Here is a 14,772-nt window from a genome sequence, read left to right on the forward strand (position 1 = left end):
CACCTGCCGAAGGAGTTCTTCCTTGTCTGACCTGCCCGCCACCGACGTCAACGACCGCGTGCGTTTCGGTGCTGCCTACTACGTCGAGTACCACCCCACCGACGGCGACCGCGACCTGGAGCGTGACCTGGACCTGATGGCCGAGGCCGGCTTCAGCGTGATCCGGGTGGGGGAGTCCACCTGGTCCACCTGGGAGCCGGAGGACGGCCGTTTCGAGCTCGACTGGCTCCAGCCGGTGCTCGACGGTGCGCAGGCGCGGGGGATCGACGTCATCCTCGGCACCCCCACCTATGCGGTGCCGCCGTGGCTGGCGCGCACGTACCCGGAGATCGCGGGGGAGCGGCGCACCGGTCAGCGCAATCACTGGGGCGCGCGGCAGGAGATGGATCTGACGCACGCCGCGTACAAGTTCTACAGCGAACGGGTGATCCGGGCCGTCGTCGGGCGCTATGCCGACCACCCGGCCGTGATCGGCTTCCAGGTGGACAACGAACCCGGCCTACAGCTGCTGCACAACGAGAACGTCTTCCAGGCGTTCGTGGACCACCTGCGGCATCAGTATGGCGATGTGGAGACGCTGAACCGCGAGTGGGGGCTGACCTACTGGTCGCACCGGCTCAGCACGTGGGCGGATCTGTGGCGGCCCGACGGCAACGCGCAGCCGCAGTACGACCTCGCGTGGCGCCGCTTCCAGACGCAGCTGGTCACCGACTTCATCGCCTGGCAGGCCGGCATCGTTCGCGAGATCGCTCCCGAGGGCAAGTTCGTGACGACCTGTATCGCCTACTCCCGCCCGGGTGTGGACGACCCGGAGCTGACGTGGGCACTGGACGTGACGGCGGGAAACCCGTACTACACGATGCAGGACGGATTGGCCCTGCCGTCGCCGGAGAACGTGCCGCAGGGGTGGACGACCACAGGCACCTGGACGATCTTCCACAGCGCCGACCGGATGTACTCCTCCAAGCAGGCGCCGTTCCTGGTGACCGAGACGAATGCTGGCGCCATCGGGGGACCGGCCACGAATGTGCCCGCCTTCGACGGGCAGTGGCGGCAGGTCGCCTGGGCGATGATCGCTCGCGGTGCGCGGATGATCGAGTACTGGCACTGGCACACGTTGCACTACGGCACCGAGACCTACTGGATCGGGGTGCTGCCGCATGACCAGCAGCCGGGCCGAGTGTATGAGCAGTTGGCCGTGCTCGGTGGTGAGATCAAGACGGCTGAGGCTCACCTGCATGGACTGGTGCCGGATGCCGAGGTGGGACTGTTGTGGTCGAACGAGTCCAAGCGTGGCCTGATGGGGCAGCCCTCGTTGGCTCAGCCGGATGGCTCGGGTGACGCCGGCAGTTACGAGCGGATTGTCGGTGCCTTCTACCGCGGGGCGTTCGAGGCCGGCGCGCCCGTGCGGATTGTGCACGACGGGCAGCTGGCGGCGCGCGAGCCGGGGGAGGTGGCTGGTGAACTGCCGGTGTTGCTGGTGCCGGCGCTGTATGTCGCTACTGATGAGCTGCTCGACTGGCTGCGGGCCTATGCCGAGGCAGGGGGGCACCTGGTGCTTGGCCCGCGCACTGGCTATGCCGATGCTGAGGCGAGGGCCCGGTTGGAAGCCAAGCCCGGGCGCCTCGCCGAGCTGGCAGGCGTGGACTACCAGGAGTTCTCGAACCTCTCTGTGCCGGTGCCTGTGCGGGGGAGTGGGCTGGAGGTTCCCGAGGGTGCCGCCGCGACGGCCTGGGCGGACTACCTGCGGGTGTCCGGCAGTGTTGAGGTGCTGGTCGAGTACGACCACCCGGCTTTGGGCGCCTACCCGGCGGTGACGACTGCGTCCGCGGGAGCGGGGCGGGTGACGACGGTGGGGACCGTGCCGGACCCAGCGCTCGCGGCTGCCGTGCTGCGGTGGGTGGCGCCAGGTGAGGGCGATGCCTGGCGCGGGTTCACGGGTGGCTCAGTCACGGTGACCTCGGCGACCAACGGTGAGGGCCGCCGTCTGCGGGTGGTCCACAACTGGTCGTGGGAACCGGCGGAGGTCACGCTGCCGGCTGCCGTCACGGATCTGCTGGGTGACGGCATCAGTCTCGCCGCGGGCGAGAGGCTCGACCTGGGGCCGTGGGACGTGCGGGTGCTGCTGGAGGACTGAGGCACGGCATCGCCCTCACATCAGAAATCCCTCGTCGATCTGGCTGGACAAGTGTCCAGCCAGATCGACGAGGGATTCTGTGAATGGGGTGGACCGGCCTGTGTCAGCGTCATACGGATCTGTTGTTCAGTACCCGGTCGGTGTAGGCGATGCTGCGGAATGCGCCTTGTCAGGAGGGCCGCGCTCGGTGGCCACGTGAGAGATTCCTGGCAGCGGTCGCCGTCCGTCTGATCCACAGCGATCGTGAGAATCGCTCAGGCCTCTGATGGCGTGAACCGCAGTAGCAGAGCAGTGCAGATTATCGATCTACCCCGACGCGATCGGAATCCAGCGATTACGATAAAAGATCGCCGCTGGGGCCATTGATACTTGGGACCCATTCCAGTGCACTGGAGTGAAGGCGTGCTTCCGCTTGGTGTGCGTCGATCTGTCGTCGATCATGGATCGGGGTATCAATGATGATGTCCATGCGCTCTCGGAGGAGCAGTACTCGTCAGGAAGGTGGTGAGCGAGGCATCTCCGACGGGCCTTTCGGTGCACGACGTGCGATCAGGCGACTGGTCGTTGCCGCAGTGGCGTCCGCGTTGGCCGTGCCCGCCGCTGTCGCTGGAGCGACAAGCGCAACAGGCGATGAGGCATTGGCGACTGCTGGAGCCATCGAGATCGTCCGTGACGATGTCGTGGTGGCAAGCTATCCGACGATTCAAGATGCCGTCGACGCAGCCCAAGCCGGTGATGTCGTTCAACTCTCCGAAGGCACCTACTTCGAGAACGTGGTGATCGATGAGGTTCACGGCACGGCCAACGACCCGATCGTGATCCAGGCAGCACCAGGCGAGGAGGTCATCGTCAACGGAGCCGACCCGCGGCTGCTCGAACCGAACGACCTCTGGGAGCACCACGGTGACGGTGTCTACTCGGTCGACGTTCCGTGGACTGGCGATGCCGACAAGAGCCTGGTCAGCTGGGTGACTCGCGACTCCGACACGCTGCTTGCCGCGCACTACGACTTGGACATCTTCGACGAGGGGCCGCGAGGGGAGGACAAGAGCCATCGAGACGGCTCGACCCTGTGGGTCTCCTTGGACGGAGGGCAGGACCCCGGGGACGTGCCGATCAGCGTGGGAACGTCCGACGGGGTATTCCGGGTCGAGAACAGCACCCACATCGCGATCAGTGGACTGACGATCCGTGGCGGTGGCTTCGCCGGCATCTACCTCAAGGGCGACGGGTACCAGCACGTCACCATCGACGACATCGACGTCAGGAACGTCTTCCGGGGAGTCAGCACCGACGACGAGCAGGACGCCGGCACTCATGTGGAGGTTCGCGACAGTTCCATCACCAACGCCTGGCCCTCCGACTGGCTCTGGGACGGCTACTACGACTCCGGCTCATCCTCCGATGAACTGCTCGCTCCCATGCGCGCCCACGCGATCGTGATGAAGGCCTCCGACTCCTCGGTCCACGGCAACGTCCTCGACGGTGGTTGGGACGGGATGCAGGTGCAAGGCCACGATATCCAGGTCTACGGCAACTCGGTCAGCAACATGAAGGACGACGGAATCGAACTAGAGAGCAACAACTCGGCCCGAATCGAAGTCTTCGAGAACACGTTCTGGGACACCTACGTCGGGTTCAGCATCGTCTCAGACTCACCCGGCCCCATCTACATCTACCGAAATACGTTCTCCACCAACAAACTCAGTTACTTCAAGCCCCGTGAAGGTCAGGACTGGCGCTACGGCTACTCGATCAAGAACGGTCGCGACTGGGGTGCAGGTGCCGAGAACGTCCGGGTCTACCAGAACTCGTTCTTCGATATGCGAATGTCGCTCTTCGATACGCAGCGTGCCTACGAGTGGTCGAACTTCGAGTACTACAACAACGTCTTCTACACGGTGGGTGAGCGCGATGAGGTCGGCACGCGCGAGCGCGCGCAGTTCACCAACACCGAACTGGCCGCAGACGGGAACAACTGGAACGGCAACCTGTACTACAGCGAACGCTCCCCGGTACTGTTCAATGACTGGGACGGCGAAGGCTCCTGCTCGACGATCCATGAATGTCGCCTGCTCAGTCCAGCGTTCGAATCGCTGGGAATCCAGGCCGATCCCATGTTCGAAGATCTCGACACCACTCCGGGTGCCTACAACGAGCTCCGGACCATGCCCGGCAGTCCGGTTCGCGATGCCGGCACGACGACCCCGCAGGACAATGGCTGGCCCGACACGGTGACCGTCGCGGACGGCTCACCCGACATCGGGCGGTACGAGCTCGCGAGCCCCCCGCCGACCGGGGCTGCGCCTCCTGCGCCGGATGGGCTGGAGGTCGATGAGGTCACTCCCTACCGCGTCACGCTAGATTGGGAAGGGGGCCCAGGGGAGGACATCCGCGGCTACAACGTGTACCGATCGACCGATGCCTCGTTCACCCCCGCTGCCGGGAACAGGATCGCGACCTGGGTGCCGGAGTCGACGTACCCCGACCGTGACGGTCTCGTCGCTGAGTCCACCTACACCTATGTGGTCTCGGCCGTCAGTGACGAGGGCGTGGAGAGCTACTCGAGCCCTGTTTCGGCCCAGGTCCCGGAGGACGTCGTCCCACCTGCGACGCCGGGCGCACTGCTCGGGGCGTGGCAACCAGATGGCAGCATCGTTCTCGACTGGGCTGACAGCCCGGAGGAGGATTTCGCTGAGTACCGGATCTACCGGTCATCCTCGGAGGAGTTCACTGGGGCGGGCACTGAGCAGATCGCCACCGTGGATGCCGTCAGCCACCTCACTGACGATCAGCCATTGAGCTCGTCGGTGCATACGTACTGGGTCACGGCGGCCGACCAGGTTGGACTCGAGTCTGACCCTGTCCGGCTCCGGCTCGGCACCTCGCCCAGCGAGTACTCAGAGGTACTGCTGCTCGTGCAGAACACGACGCTCTCGGCAGCAGACGCCGAGCATGTCGCCAGGTTGCGAGCCCTGGGCGCAAAGGTGACGATCCTCGACCACAACGGCCTGACAGGCGACGAGGCTGATGGCTACGACCTGCTGGTTATATCTCCGACGGTCTACGTCAGCAGGATCACCGATCGGTTCAACGATGCCGACGTTCCCGTGGTGCTCTCCGACTACGGCCTGCTGGACGAGATGGCATTCACCACAATAAGCGGTGTCAATCAGGAGCGAGGGACCTCGATGACTGTCGACTCGCAGGCCGGGGATCTCGCTGCCGGGTTGGCGGGCTCAGTCGACGTGACTGTGCGGCCCACGTCGCTCGGCAGCGGAGAGCCGCTGCCAGGGGCGCAGGTGGCAGCCACGTTCGCCGATGGGACATCTGGACAGTTCGCATACGAGACGGGCGTTCCGCTCGCGGACGGGGTGCCTGCGCCGGAGCGACGGGCGTTCACATTCCTCATGGATCGTACGGCGCAGGTAGTGACCTCCGATGGGTGGGCACTCTTCGACGCAGCAGTCCGGTGGGCAGGTGAGCTACCCGTGGCGCCGGAGCCGCCTGTGGAACCCGCCGGCCCGGCGACGGACGTGCCGCGCGAGGGGCGTCTGTTCGCCAATCCCGCCGACGCCCGGGACGGCGACTTCACACTGACGATGTCGATCCCACACGGGCAGAACGCCCACACGGTGCGGCTCTTCGAGAACGGTGAACTGATCGCCGGTCGAGAGCTTGTGGATGACACCCCGTGGTCGCAGCGGGCCTCGTTCCCGGTAACTGGCCGCGAGAACGGGCGCTACACCTACACCTGCGAGCTGGAGAACCAGCACGGCGTGCGCGAGTGCCGTGACTGGGACGTGCGCGTCACGTCCGCCGGGTAGGTGATCGGCATGGACGGCCGCTGACGGGGGTCTCGGTGGAATCCGGCAGTGCGATGTCTATCCATGGGCCTTGGGCGGGGTGAGATGTGTCCGATGTCGGTCTATCCACAGCCCCCTCGGGTTGTCCGGCAGGGTTGGGGTGGCCAGATCTACGGTGCACGAATGGCGAACAGAAGTGAGCATCCCAACCCGCATGATGCGATGTTCCGGGCAGTCGTGCAGGAGCCGGTGCATGCGGCCTCGGTACTGGCTGCGGCCCTGCCTGAGCAGGTCACCGGTCGGTTGGACCTAGACGCGTTGCGGCTGGAACCGGGCAGCTTCGTGGACGAGGACATGCGGGAACGGCACACCGACTTGTTGTTCAGCACCCGCCTCAACGGCAACCCCGCACTGGTGTATGTCCTGGTCGAACATCAGTCCAGTCCGGACCAGTGGATGGCGTTTCGGATGCTGGACTACGTCACCCGCATCTGGCGGCGCCACCTCGACCAGAGATGCAACTCAAGTCGTGGCTGGTCGCCGGCGCTGCTGCCACCGGTGGTGCCGGTGGTGATCTACCGGGGCACGCGGCGGTGGAATGCACCGACCAGTCTGGACGGGCTGTATGAACCCGTCCTCGAGGAAGTGTTGGGTGATCTCTTGCCGCGGCTTCGGTATGTGTTGCACGACCTGACCGGGGTGGACGTGCGGGATTTGCTAGCGGCGCCGTTGACCCCGGCGGCCCGGGTGGCGTTCGCGATGCTGTGCTACGCCCCGCGTCAGCAGCGCCTGGACCGGGTGCTGGCGGACTTCACCCCGGATGTGCTGGAGCTGATAAGAACCCGGGCGGATCGGATGTTCGCAACTATTATGGGGTACGCCTACCAGGTCAGCGATACCCCACCGGCGCTGGTGCGCCGGTTCTTCGAAGACCTGGGATCACACGCACAGGAGGCCTACATGTCCACCACGCTCGAACGAGGCATCGCAGAAGGGCGTGCCGAAGGCGCCGCCAAGGGCCGAGCCGAAGGTCGCGCCGAAGGTCGCGCCGAAGGAGTCGCGGAAACCCTCGCCCGTCTCCTGGTCAAGCGGTTCGGACCCCTCACCCCCGAGCAGACCACCAAGATCGAGTCCGCGACCCCCGACCAACTCGACACCTGGGTCGACCGGGTCTTCGACGCCACCAGCATTGAGGGCGTCCTCAACTGACTCGCTCATGGGCGAGGTCGTCACCGCACGATAAGGGCGGGCAAGCCTACAGCGGTGCTCTCGGCGGAATGTTCCTGGTCACGGCGGTGCCTGCACCGGTCATGAGCGTCAGCATCGCGTGTGGGGTGATGCTGACGCAGTTGCCCGCACCGTCTTCAGCGCCCCAGCCAGCCGCCATCGACCGGCAGCACCGTCCCGTGCACATAGTCCGACGCCGCGGAGGCGAGGAACACCGCAGTCCCGCCGATATCGCCGCCCTGACCCCACCGGCCCGCCGGGATCCGCTCCAAGATCGCTCGACTCCGGTCCGGATCGTCCTGCAATGGCTGGGTGTTGTCTGTGGCGATATAGCCGGGTGCGATCGCATTCACGTTCACCCCGTGCGGCGCCCACTCGTTCGCCAGCGCCTTGGTCAGACCGGCAAGCCCGGACTTGGACGCGGTATAGCTCGGCACGTTCAGCCCGCCCTGGAAGCTGAGCAGGGAGGCGGTGAAGATGATCTTCCCCCGGCCTGCATCGACCATCTGGGCACCGAACGCCTGGGCGAGGTGGAACTGGCTGGTGAGGTTGACTTCGAGCACCTCGTCCCACATCTGCTCGCTGTGCTCGAGGCTGGGCGCCCGGCCGATCATTCCCGCGTTGTTCACCAGGATGTCCACTGGGCCGTCGCCCTGGACCTGCTCGACGAAGCCACCGACCGAGGCCCGGTCGGCGAGATCCACCTGGACGGCGGTGAAGGTCCGCCCGAGCGAGCGGACAGACGCACCGACCGCTCCGCCGTCGGGCTCCATCTGGGCTGAAGCGCCGACAATGTCGGCCCCCGACCCGGCCAGGGCCTCGACGATCGCGCGACCGATGCCGCGGCGGGCGCCGGTGACGACCGCCCGCTGACCGGTCAGGTCGAACAAGTTCGTACTCATCCCTCTCCTCGGCAGTCCACCAGGACCTTCATCGCTCCGCCGGCAGCCAGCGCCTCGAACGCCTGTGGTGCACGCGCCAGCGGGATCACCTGACTGATCAACGGGCGCACCGGGACTGAGCCGTCGGCGATCAGCGCGACCGCCTCCGCCATGTCTTCGCGGCGATACAACCGTGCGCCGACCAGGGTCAACTCGCGCCAGAAGAACCGGTGCAGGTTCACTGGCTTCGGCTGCGGATGGATGGCCACGAGGCCCAGTCGCCCGCGCACGGCGAGCACGTCCACAGCGGTGTTGATGCCGGCGTCAGCACCGGAGACCTCGAAGGCCACGGCCGCTCCCGCACCTGCGGTCGCTGCTTCCACCCGGCTCACCACGTCCTCTGCTGTGGGGTCGATGACGTCGAGGGCAAGGCTCTCCGCGACTGCCCGGCGACCGCCGTCGACCTCCACCACCAGCACCCGCGCGCCCCGGGTGCGGGCGACCATGGCGATCAGTAGCCCGACAGGGCCGCCGCCGACGACCACCACGTACTCACCGGCCGCCACTTCTGCCCGCGTGACGTCGTGCACGGCGACCGCCGTGGGTTCCACCAGGGCGGCGGCATCGAGCGGCAGGTCATCGGGAAGGGGAACGAGTAGCTCTGCGGGCACGATCCAGCTCGACTGCATCGCCCCTTCGGCGTCGACGCCCAGGAAGTTCATCCGGTGGCACACGTGATCGTGCCCTGCGGTGCAGGCTGGGCAGGTGCCGCACCGGTCCGTGGGCATGACCGTCGCGGGCTGCCCGACCGCCCAGGACACGCCGGCGCCCACTGCGACGATCCGCCCGGCAGTCTCGTGACCGATCACGGCAGGCGGGTTCACGCGGGCATCCATCGACCCGTGCACGACATGCAGATCGGTGCCGCAGATGCCGGTGTAGGCGATGTCGAGACGTACCTGTCCCGGACCGGGAACTGGGGGAGTGCGCGGCGCCGTGGACACCACGCCGTCACCTTCGTATACGGCGGCGAGCGCGCTCACAGTTCTCCCATCTCGGTGCTCGGGTGCACAGCAGTCACGCCACGTCGGTGTGCTTCGGCCAGCGCCAGGATCAACGGCCCGAAGCTGTGCGGTTCGTCGGTGTGCGGGCGCTTCAGCCGGACGTAGGCCGCGGGTGTGCCCTTCTCCTCTCCTTCGCCTGGGCACAGGCACCCGGGGCAGGATCCGTCGGTGGAGTAGTCCGGGTTGACCCCGTACCGCACCACACCGTGCAAACCGCGCTCGAACGGCTCCGCGAAGGTGGCCTCGTCGAGGATCCCCAACCGCATCCCGACTCCCATGCCGTAGACGACGAGCGCCGAGCCGGACGTCTCTTCGTAGGCCGTCGGATCGGGGATCTCCTGACGCCACAGCCCGTGCTCGGACTGGTGCGGCAGCAAAGCATGGGAGAGAGCGACGAACCGGTCCACCAGTCCCTCATGGTGCTCACTGCGCGTGGGGTGGAACTCGAGCAACTCGGTCAACGCCACGTACCCCCACCCGTTTCCCCGGCTCCAGTGATCGGTGGAGCGCACGCCAGGTCCCACGAAGTTCTTGCACTGGTGCAGCAGCCCGTTCGACGCGTCGAGGAACTCGTCGTACTGTGCGATGGTCTGGTGCACCGCCTCGTCGAGGTAGTTCTGCTCGCCGAGCGCCCGACCGGCGTGGACGAGGAACATCGACGTCGCCATGGCAGCGTCGATCCAGATCCGTTGCCGTGCGGGTTCGCGCGGCATCACGACGATGCCCTGCTCGTCACGCGGAGCGCGCATCATCTCCTCGGCGTAGTCGCGCACCAGCTCGCGCCGGTCCGCCATCCGCCCCGTCGCCACGAGAAACGCCTGCGGGATCCCGCCGATCCGGTACGAGGGAAAGTTGTACCGGGGATGGTCGACCTCGTCCGGGAAGCGACGCAGGATCGTTTCCACCCGCTCCCAGAGTGCGGCGTCGTCGGTGGCATCGGCCACGCGGGCGAGCCCATGGATCGCGAGCAGTCCGTAGTAGTGCTTCACCTCGGCGATCGACTCGTAGTGGTCGTACAGGCCGACGGCGAGCTCGGCCGGGGAGTGGGAGGTCACCAGATCTGTGGTCGAGGTGGGGTTCGGGGCTGTCACAGTGCGCCTCACGGGTAGAAGGGGGCGAGCTCGATCGAGCCGACCTGCACGCCGGGGCCGGCGCTGAGCACGAACATCAGGGCGTCGGTCACCTCCTCGGCGGACAGGAGCTTCGAGCGGTCGATGGGGCGGTCTCCCCAGAAGCCGGTGTCCGCGCCGCCCGGGGAGATGGCGCTGACGCGGATCCGCTGCTCCTTGGCCTGCATCGCGAAGGCGCGTGTGAACATCTCCAGTGCCGCCTTGGCCGTGCAGTAGAGCGGAGCCACCGGATTCGGGTTCAGGCCTGCCACCGAACTCACGTTCACGATCTGCGGCGCCTCGCCGGCGGTGAGCAAACCGACGGCGTGCTTGGAGCACAGGAACGCCGTCGTGACGTTGGCGTTCCACACCGCCTGATAGTCCTCCAGCGACGTCTCGGCGACCGGCCCGGGGATGGAGAGCCCGGCCACGTTGACCAGGGCATCCACCCGTCCGAACCGTTCCCCGACGGCGGAGAACAGGTCCCGTACCTGGTCCTCATCCGTGAGGTCAGCGGCCCGGGCGAGAACCCGGTCCTGGTCGAGCAGGGCGGCCGCAGCGTCCAACTTCTCCTGAGACCGGGAGGTGAGCGCCAGCTGCGCTCCCTGACCGGCCAACCGGGTCGCAAGAGCGGCACCGATCCCACCACCGGCGCCGGTGACGACGACGACACGTTCGTTCATGTCCATGAGCTCTTCCCTTCTCAGAAGTAGCCGCCGCGCGCGACGACCTCCCCGGGGGATGCGCCCCCGGAGACCATGTCCTTGATCTCAACCTCGCTCCGGGCGATCTGCTCCGCCTCGACCAGAACGTCCTGGGCGAGGTCGCCGGGCACGACGATCACGCCGTCGACATCCGCGAAGATCAGATCACCGGGCCGCACATGCACGCCGCCGATCTCGATCGGCTCTTGCCACCCCGTGATGGCGAACCGACCCATCATCCCGTTCGAGGTGCGGTAGCGGCCGAACACCGGGAAGTCCTGCGCGAGAACCTTGTCCGTATCGCGGATCCCACCGTCGATGACGGCGCCCCGGCATCCCTGCCGCATGGCGGCCATGGTCATCACCTCGCCCCACTGCGCCGACTCCTCGTCGCCGTCGGTCGCCCACACGCAGACCGTTCCGGGTGTGATCGCTTCCAGCATGGCGGCGCGTTCGGGCATGTCGTTGTGACCGTCGCGGCTCGGGCGACCGGCGATGGTGAACGCGAATCCGGCCACCCGCATGGTCTCCCGCAGCGGGACGATCGAGTGCGGGAGCGTCTGGTCGATGAGCCCCTTCGATCGGAGCACATCGTTGACCATCGCCGTGGTCACCTGCTCGTACCGTGTGCAGAGCTCGGTCGCGGTGTCCGCGGTCGCTGTCACGTGACTCTCCTGTCGTGATGGCACTGGTGCCGGTGTGGCCTTCATGCTTCCCCCTCCTGGGTCTGCCGGACCATGACCGGCATCTCGATCTTTTGCACGGATCGCTTCATCGCTTCGTGTACTCGGATGGGTTCGTACCGGTGACCTTCTTGAAGAGCCGGCTGAAGTAGTAGATGTCGGAGAAGCCCGTGCGCATGGCGGCCTCGGTGACGTTGCATTCCCCGCTGAGCAGCAGTTCCTTGGCACGGCTGATCTTGATCTTGTGGTGGTACTCCTTGACCGTCAGCCCGGTGAACTCTTTGAACAGAGCCCGGAAGTGAGACGGACTGAGCCCTGCCTGATCAGCGAGGGCGCCCACCGAGTAGGTCTGGTCGAAGTGCCGGCGCATCATCGCGATGATGCGCACGATCTTCTGCGAGTGCGGGCTGTACAGGTGAGGCTGTGTCTGTTCCCGGATCAGCGCATACAGGGCTGACATCACCAGCGCGCGGCAACGCACCCGGTAGCCGGGCTTCTGGTCCGCCCAGGCGACGTGCAGTTCCGGAAAGATCGCTGCGATCGAGTCGGTGAAGGCACCTCGCCAGTGATGGTTCATCGCGGCGATCTGTGCATCGATGTCACCGTGCAGGGCCACAGCATCGAAGCCGATGCCGATGAAGCTCCACGGGTCCTCGGGCACGCTGGCGCCGGTATGTGCGAGCCCCTTCGGGAAGAGCATGATGTCGCCCTGGCGTACCCGGTAGCGGCGACCGTCGAACTCGTAGTCGGCGGAGCCCTCCAGGGCGTAGACGAGAATGTGCGAGATCGGGTCCACATAGTTCCGGGCGGGCGTGTGCCAGCTCGGGATCCGGTCCCTCCGGGTCACGAAGTGGATGTCGGAGACGACGAAGTCGTAGAAGTCGGAGTAGATGTCGTCGGTGACCCGCCGGGGATCCGGTGCGAGCATCGTCATCGGTCTGCCTCCTGAGTTCCGGCGATCCCGGTCAGCTCGAGTTCGGAGTGCCGCAGGCACGCGGTCCGGTGCCTGCCGAAGTCGTCCTGGCCGTCGACCACGTCGGCCGTCGGCACCAGCGCAGGTGGGGCCCCGTCACACAGGCCGGCGACGGCGTGGCGACAGCGGGTGTGGAAGAAGCACCCGGCCGGGCGGTCGATCGGGTCGGGGAGATCGTCGGAGAGCCGGATGCGGCGGCCCTCGCCGCGGCGCGCAGGATCGGCGATCGGGACGGCGGAGAGCAGGGCCTCGGTGTAGGGGTGCTGTGGGTCGTCGAAGACCTGCTGGGTGTCGGCGACCTCCACCACCTTCCCGAGGTACATGACGGCCACCCGATCGCAGACGGACTGCACGACCGACAAGTCGTGGGAGATGAAGAGATAGGTGAGGTCCAGCTCGTCCTGCAGGTCCTGCAGCAGGTTGAGGATCTGCGCCCGGACGGAGACGTCGAGCGCGGAGACTGCTTCGTCGGCGACGACGAGCTTCGGCTCGAGGATCAGCGCGCGCGCGATGTTTACCCGCTGGCGCTGGCCTCCGGAGAAGGCGTGCGGGTAGCGGTCCATGTAGTCCGGTGACAACCCCACACGCCGCAGCATCTGAGCGACGCGATCCTGCAGTTCCGAGCCGGTGGCCACGCGATGGGTCACGAGTGGCTCACCGATGATCTGCCCCAGCGTCATCCGGGGATTGAGCGAGGAGAACGGGTCCTGGAAGATCATCCGTACCTCACGCTGGTGAGATCGCAGGTCCCCGCCGTGCAGTCCAGCCAGGTCGACGGCGTCGTCGGAGCCGCTGTAGAGGATCTGCCCCTCGGTAGGGTCCTCGGCCCGTACGATGCACCGGCCGAGCGTCGTCTTCCCGCATCCCGACTCGCCGACCAAGCCGAGCGTCTCGCCAGGGCGGATGCTGAGGGACACGCCGTCGAGGGCATGCACGTCGGCGCGGTGGCGGTTGAGGAAGCCCGAACGCACGGGGAAACGCATGGAGACCTCGCGCACTTCCAGTAGCGGCGCGGACTCCGTCAGATTGTTCCCCGTGGCACTGGTGACGTTCTCCGCATGGGCGCGCTCCGCCGTCGTGGGGGTGGCTTCCCGGCGGAGGGTGGGAAGCCCCAGCTCGACCTCGGATCCGAGCGCCTCGGGGTCCCACCGGTGACACTCGATCAGGCTGGCGCCGTCATCAAGGGTGCGTGGCGCCGTCACCTCGCACAGGCCGGCCACGGCCACATCGCACCGTGGGTGGAAGCTGCAGCCGGTCGGCCGGTGCGCGCCGTGGGGGACGGTGCCGCGGATCGTGCTCAGGCGTCCGGCGCTGCGCCGAGTGTGTCCCAGGGTCGGGATGGAGCCCATCAATGCGCGCGTGTAGGGGTGGCGCGGATTCTCGAAGATCTCCTCCACGGTCCCCTGTTCGACCACGCGTCCCAGGTACATCACAGCCACCTCATCAGCGATCTCCGCCACGACGCCCAGGTCGTGGGTGATGAACAGCACCGACATCCCGGTCTCGTCCTGGAGCTCACGGAACAGGTCGAGGATGCGGGCCTGGATGGTGACGTCGAGCGCCGTGGTCGGCTCGTCCGCGATGAGCAGCGTGGGATCGCCGGCGAGCGCCATCGCGATCATCACTCTCTGGCACATGCCGCCCGACATCTGCCACGGGTAGGCATCGACCCGTGTGTGGGCTTTCGGGATGCCGACTCGGGTCAGCAGCTCGACGGCGCGCTCGCGGGCCTGCTGCTTGGTCATGCCCTGGTGCAGGCGCAGCATCTCCCCGAGCTGGGCTCCGACGGTGTACATCGGGGAGAGCGAGGCGATCGGTTCCTGGAACACCATGCCGATCTCCTGTGCCCGCACGTGGCGGATGTCGGCGCCCTTGGGGTCCATTGCGGCCAGGTCCACGTGCCCCAGAGTGGGGCTGTTCCACCAGACGTGGCCGGCGTTGACGTGCCCGGGATGGTCCACCAGGCCGAGCACGGACCGGGCGGTGACGGACTTGCCGCAGCCGGACTCGCCGACGATGCATACGGTCTTGCCGGCCGGGACGGTCAGATCGACGCCGTGCACGGCCTGCACCATGCCGTCCCGGGTGGCGAACTGCGTGTGCAGCCCGCTGAGCTCGAGCAGTGGGTGCCCGGCGTGATCTCCGACGGCGTCCGTCGCCATGGTCGTGGCACTTTCAGTGGTCATGG

At 66.8% G+C, this 14,772-nt stretch carries 10 protein-coding genes; 3 read left to right on the forward strand and 7 right to left on the reverse strand.

Translation table 11 applies throughout. The features are described 5' to 3' along the window. Positions 1-22 precede the first annotated feature (22 nt). The 3 genes from FV560_RS10060 to FV560_RS10070 all read left to right on the forward strand — a co-directional run bounded on the left by FV560_RS10060 (position 23) and on the right by FV560_RS10070 (position 7,152). Entirely contained in the window at positions 23-2,137 is a 2,115-nt protein-coding gene (locus FV560_RS10060) for a beta-galactosidase (protein WP_235020049.1), read from the forward strand. 638 nt (positions 2,138-2,775) lie between these two features. Beyond that, positions 2,776-5,964: a right-handed parallel beta-helix repeat-containing protein gene (locus FV560_RS10065; protein ID WP_159621409.1), complete on the forward strand. Its 3,189-nt coding sequence runs from the start codon at positions 2,776-2,778 to the stop codon at positions 5,962-5,964. 162 nt (positions 5,965-6,126) lie between these two features. After that, a complete protein-coding gene (locus FV560_RS10070; protein ID WP_159621410.1) occupies positions 6,127-7,152 on the forward strand; it encodes an Rpn family recombination-promoting nuclease/putative transposase in 1,026 nt (341 codons plus the stop codon). Between the two features lie 155 nt (positions 7,153-7,307). Here the strand turns inward: FV560_RS10070 and FV560_RS10075 are convergent, their stop codons facing one another. The 7 genes from FV560_RS10075 to FV560_RS10105 all read right to left on the reverse strand — a co-directional run bounded on the left by FV560_RS10075 (position 7,308) and on the right by FV560_RS10105 (position 14,770). Next, on the reverse strand, positions 7,308-8,072 hold the full coding sequence (locus tag FV560_RS10075; RefSeq protein ID WP_159621411.1) for an SDR family oxidoreductase: 765 nt from the start codon (positions 8,070-8,072) through the stop codon (positions 7,308-7,310). Continuing rightward, entirely contained in the window at positions 8,069-9,094 is a 1,026-nt protein-coding gene (locus FV560_RS10080; protein ID WP_200837601.1) for a zinc-dependent alcohol dehydrogenase, read from the reverse strand. The genes FV560_RS10075 and FV560_RS10080 overlap by 4 nt, the downstream gene beginning before the upstream one ends. Next, positions 9,091-10,206 carry a glycoside hydrolase family 88 protein gene (locus FV560_RS10085; RefSeq protein WP_159621412.1) on the reverse strand — a complete coding sequence of 372 codons (1,116 nt, stop codon included), beginning with the start codon at positions 10,204-10,206 and terminating at the stop codon, positions 9,091-9,093. The genes FV560_RS10080 and FV560_RS10085 overlap by 4 nt, the downstream gene beginning before the upstream one ends. A gap of 8 nt (positions 10,207-10,214) precedes the next feature. Next, positions 10,215-10,913 (reverse strand): SDR family oxidoreductase, encoded by a 699-nt coding sequence (locus FV560_RS10090; protein ID WP_159621413.1) that lies wholly within the window; start codon positions 10,911-10,913, stop codon positions 10,215-10,217. A 14-nt stretch (positions 10,914-10,927) separates the two neighbouring features. After that, entirely contained in the window at positions 10,928-11,593 is a 666-nt protein-coding gene (locus FV560_RS10095) for an RraA family protein (protein WP_200837602.1), read from the reverse strand. A gap of 106 nt (positions 11,594-11,699) precedes the next feature. Then, a complete protein-coding gene (locus FV560_RS10100; protein WP_159621415.1) occupies positions 11,700-12,545 on the reverse strand; it encodes an AraC family transcriptional regulator in 846 nt (281 codons plus the stop codon). Beyond that, the gene (locus FV560_RS10105; RefSeq protein ID WP_159621416.1) at positions 12,542-14,770 is read right to left on the reverse strand and encodes an ABC transporter ATP-binding protein; all 2,229 of its coding nucleotides are present in this window, start codon (positions 14,768-14,770) and stop codon (positions 12,542-12,544) included. Before FV560_RS10105 ends, FV560_RS10100 begins: the two co-directional genes overlap by 4 nt. Positions 14,771-14,772 lie beyond the last annotated feature (2 nt).

Source organism: Ruania rhizosphaerae (assembly GCF_009805705.1).
Lineage (GTDB): Bacteria > Actinomycetota > Actinomycetes > Actinomycetales > Beutenbergiaceae > Ruania > Ruania rhizosphaerae.